The sequence below is a fragment of the Pseudomonas sp. RW10S2 genome (assembly GCF_014268985.1).
Classification (GTDB): Bacteria; Pseudomonadota; Gammaproteobacteria; order Pseudomonadales; family Pseudomonadaceae; genus Aquipseudomonas; species Aquipseudomonas wayambapalatensis.
The window spans coordinates 1-4,358 of record NZ_JABWRO010000205.1 but is presented as its reverse complement, the minus strand read 5'-3'; the positions used below and the strand labels follow the sequence as shown (position 1 = coordinate 4,358).

The following is a 4,358-nucleotide window of genomic DNA, read 5'->3' as shown; positions in this document are numbered from 1 at the left end:
GGTGGGTCACTTGCCAGCGGTGAGGGCGTTGTAGCTGGTGATCAGGTTGCGATAGTCCGGGATGTGGTTGGAGCACAGCGCGGCCAGCCCTTCGACATCGTTGCGCCAGTCGCGGTGCAGCTCGCAGGCCACGCCGAACCAGGTCATCAGTTGCGCGCCGGCAGCTTCCATCCGGCGCCAGGCGGCGTCGCGGGTCATCTCGTTGAAAGTGCCGGAGGCATCGGCCACCACGAACACTTCGAAGTCTTCGGCCAGGGCCGACAGCGCCGGGAAGGCCACACACACTTCAGTTACCACACCGGCGATGATCAGTTGCTTCTTGCCGGTGGCCTTCACCGCCTTGACGAAGTCCTCGTTGTCCCAGGCATTGATCTGGCCAGGGCGGGCGATGTAGGGCGCGTCCGGGAACAGCGCCTTGAGCTCTGGCACCAGCGGGCCGTTGGGGCCTTGCTCGAAGCTGGTGGTGAGGATGGTCGGCAGGTTGAAGAACTTGGCCAGGTCGGCCAGCGCCAGCACGTTGTTCTTGAACTTGTCCGGCTCGATGTCGCGGACCAGCGACAGCAGGCCTGCCTGGTGGTCCACCAGCAGTACGGCGGCGTCGTCTTTGTTCAGGCGGTTGTAGGTGAATTGGCTCATGGTCTGTACTCCCAAATGTGTCTTCGATGTGCGGTAGGTGGGGTAGTGCGCGTTGATGAGTACAGATTAAAAACATCACCTTTGATGCGGTAGACTGCAAAAATTGTCTGTAGCGTTCTATCTGGAGAACGATCTTGGAAGACCTGAATTCCCTCTATTTCTTCACCCAGGTCGTCGAGCATGGCGGCTTCGCCCCGGCGGGCCGGGCGCTGGACATGCCCAAGTCGAAACTCAGCCGGCGCATCGCCGACCTGGAAGACCGTCTTGGCGTTCGCCTGCTGCACCGTACCAGCCGCCACTGTTCGCTGACCGAGATCGGCCAGGCCTACTACAACCGTTGCCTGGCCATGCGTGTGGAAGCCGAGGGCGCGGCAGAGATCATCGAACGCAACCGCAGCGAACCACGTGGCCTGGTGCGTATCAGTTGCCCCACTACCCTGCTCAACTCGTGGGTCGGGCCGATGCTCACGCGCTACATGCTCAAGTACCCACAAGTGGAGCTGTTCATCGAAAGCACCAACCGTCGCGTCGACCTGTTGCATGAAGGCTTCGATGTGGCGCTACGGGTGCGCTTCCCGCCGCTGGAGAACACCGACATGGTGATGAAGGTGCTGAGCAACAGCACCCAATGCCTGGTGGGCCATCCATCGTTTCTCGCCCAGTTGCCCGAGGGTTTCGAACCGCAGATGTTGAGCACGCTGCCGAGCCTGCACTGGGGCGCGGCGCAGCAGAAGTATCAATGGGAGCTGTTTCAGGGGGAGGACATGGCGCGCAAGCTGGTGATCGCGCACACGCCGCGCATGGTCACCGATGATCTGTTCGCGCTGCGGCATTTCGTGGTGGCGGGGGTGGGCATCGCGCACTTGCCGCGGGTGGCGGTGCGCGAGGACCTGGCCCAGGGGCGCCTGGTGGAGATGTTGCCGGCGTGGCAGCCGCGCTGCGGGATCGTCCATGCGATCTTCCCGTCGCGGCGCGGGCTGCTGCCTTCGGTGCGCTCGCTGATCGACCATCTGGCCGAGGAGTTTGCGGTCAGCGATATGGCTTGAGCGTCAGAACGCGAAGCAGGAGCAGCCCAGCGCTCCCCAGAAGCCCTGATAGTCGCTCACCGGCACGCTCGAATGCCGAGCCTTCTCATGGCTGTGCGCATGCACCCCGCACGGCCCGACGCACTGGTGTACCGCCGCAGCCAGCGGCGCACCGGCCCGCCAGTGGCCCGGCACCTTGGCCACCGGCGACCACTCGGGCACCACCGGAATCTGCGCCGGGCCGAGCTTGTCGAACTCCGCCGCGCCGTACACCACCTTGCCATCCACCACCGTCAGCACCGACTCGATGCTCTTGATCGCCTCTTCCTCGACGCTGAAGAAGTCCAGCGACAGCGCCGCCAGGTCAGCCAACTGCCCGACCTTGATCTGCCCCTTCTTGCCCTGCTCGCTGGAGAACCAGGCACTGCCATGGGTGAACAGCTCGAGCGCCGTGGCGCGACTCAGGCCTTCCGGGTACAGCTCCAGGCCGCCGACGGTCTTGCCGCTGACCATCCAGTACAGCGAGGTCCAGGGGTTGTAGCTCGACACCCGGGTGGCATCGGTGCCAGCACCCACCGGCACGCCCTCGGCGAGCATGCGCTGGATCGGCGGGGTTTTCTCTGCAGCCTTGGCGCCGTAGCGGTCGACGAAATACTCACCCTGGAAGGCCATGCGGTCCTGGATGGCAATCCCGCCATTCAACGCCCGCACCCGCTCGATGTTCTTCGGCGAGATGGTTTCGGCGTGGTCGAAGAACCACGGCAGGTTGTTGAACGGGATATCGCGGTTGACCTTCTCGAACACATCGAGCATGCGCGAGATGGACTCGTCGTAGGTGGCATGCAGACGGAACGGCCAGCGCTGCTCGACCAGGTGACGGATCACCGGTTCGAGTTCCTCTTCCATGGTCTGCGGCAGGTCCGGACGCGGCTCGAGGAAGTCCTCGAAGTCGGCGGCGGAGAACACCAGCATCTCGCCAGCACCGTTATGGCGCAGGAAGTCGGTGCCGCTGTGGACCTTGACGCTTGAAGTCCACTTCTTGAAGTCGTCCAGTTCTTCCTTGGGTTTCTGGGTGAACAGGTTGTAGGCGATGCGCACGGTCAGTTGGTCGTTGTCGGCCAGCTGCTGGATCACCGAATAGTCATCCGGGAAATTCTGGTAGCCGCCACCGGCATCAATGGCGCTGGTCAGCCCGAGACGGTTGAGCTCACGCATGAACTGGCGGGTCGAGTTGACCTGGTACTCCAGCGGCAACTTCGGCCCCTTGGCCAGGGTGGCGTAGAGGATGGTCGCGTTGGGGCGGGCGATGAGCATGCCGGTCGGGTTGCCGAACTTGTCACGCTGGATTTCGCCACCGGGCGGATTGGGCGTGTCCTTGGTGTAGCCGACGGCACGCAATGCGGCGCGGTTGAGCAGCGCCCGGTCATACAAGTGCAGGATGAACACCGGCGTGTCAGGCGCTGCCTGGTTGATTTCTTCGAGGGTGGGCATGCGCTTTTCGGCGAACTGGAATTCGTTCCAGCCACCCACCACCCGTACCCATTGCGGCGTGGGTGTGCGCAAGGCCTGCTCCTTGAGCATGCGCAGGGCGTCGGCCAACGATGGCACGCCTTCCCAGCGCAGCTCGAGGTTGTAGTTCAGGCCGCCGCGGATCAGGTGCAGGTGCGAGTCGTTCAGGCCGGGGATCACCGTGCGCTGCTTCAAGTCGATGATCTGCGTGCTGTTGCCCTTGTGGGCCATGGCCTCGGCATCGCTGCCCACGGCGACGAAGCGCCCGTCCTTGATGGCCACGGCGGTAGCTGTGGGGTTTTCACGGTCGACGGTGTGCAGCTTGCCGTTGAACAGAATGAGGTCTGCGGTCATGGGATCTCCTGAAATGTCGGCATGGGCGGAATCGGTGAAGGGCAGTGCGGACCAGAGCGCGCCGGCCGCACCGAGCAGGGTGCTGTTGGCGAGGAAACGGCGGCGGCTCTTGTCGGTGGGATCCTGGTTCATGGTGCTCTCCGTCCGGAGGGGTGATCGGCAGGCGATTGAACGCTAGCACTGGATCGTCAGGCGTGCGCTCAACGGCGCAGCCATCCGGCGCAGCGGCGCGTCACCCACGGCATGATGAAGAACACCACCGGGAGGATGACGCACAGGTTGACCAGCAAGTTGCTGGCCAACGGCCCGCCCAGCGGCGGCACCTTTGCGAACAGCGGCGCCAGCAACTGGGGCACCAGCAGGGTCATCGGGCAGATCACCAGATAAGTGAGCACCGCCTGCTTCCAGCGCGCAGGCTGTGTGGCTGGCGTGCTGGACGGGGTGAACCAGAACTCCGGATCGTCGTGGATACGGGTCTGGTCACCCTCTTCCAGCAGCGGCAGCACTTCGGCGACCAGGCGCTGGCGCTCCGGTGAATCGACCCAGGCACGCAGTTGCCCTGCATCGGCAAAACGCACCACGGTGGTGAACTGGCCGCCATTGTCATCCGGACGAATCACGTTCACGTCCAGATGACCAGGCTGGCGGCGGGCAACACCGACGGTACGACGCAACCAGGTCTCGTAGTGCGCCAGGGCATCGGCCCGGACTTTGTGCTGGATCACCAGGGTGACCACGCTGCTGTTGTTCATCGCTGAATACCTGAGCAAAATTTGACCAGGCGCCGTGGGTGGCGCCTGGCGGGGTGGGTCACTTGCCAGCGGTGAGGGCGTT

At 63.9% G+C, this 4,358-nt stretch carries 4 protein-coding genes; 1 reads left to right on the top strand and 3 read right to left on the bottom strand.

Annotated features, from left to right (window positions below):
- Nucleotides 1-6 precede the first annotated feature (6 nt).
- Nucleotides 7-636: an isochorismate family cysteine hydrolase YcaC gene (ycaC, locus tag HU729_RS25055; RefSeq protein WP_054893711.1), complete on the bottom strand. Its 630-nt coding sequence runs from the start codon at nucleotides 634-636 to the stop codon at nucleotides 7-9.
- 134 nt (nucleotides 637-770) lie between these two features.
- Between ycaC and HU729_RS25050 the strand changes: the two genes are divergently transcribed.
- On the top strand, nucleotides 771-1,682 hold the full coding sequence (locus HU729_RS25050) for a LysR substrate-binding domain-containing protein (protein ID WP_186711876.1): 912 nt from the start codon (nucleotides 771-773) through the stop codon (nucleotides 1,680-1,682).
- Nucleotides 1,683-1,685: 3 nt separating this feature from the next.
- On the opposite strand, the gene HU729_RS25045 is transcribed toward HU729_RS25050, so the two are convergent.
- A complete protein-coding gene (locus tag HU729_RS25045) occupies nucleotides 1,686-3,524 on the bottom strand; it encodes an amidohydrolase (protein WP_186670025.1) in 1,839 nt (612 codons plus the stop codon).
- A 200-nt stretch (nucleotides 3,525-3,724) separates the two neighbouring features.
- Nucleotides 3,725-4,276 (bottom strand): antibiotic biosynthesis monooxygenase, encoded by a 552-nt coding sequence (locus tag HU729_RS25040; RefSeq protein WP_186669860.1) that lies wholly within the window; start codon nucleotides 4,274-4,276, stop codon nucleotides 3,725-3,727.
- Nucleotides 4,277-4,358: the final 82 nt, after the last annotated feature.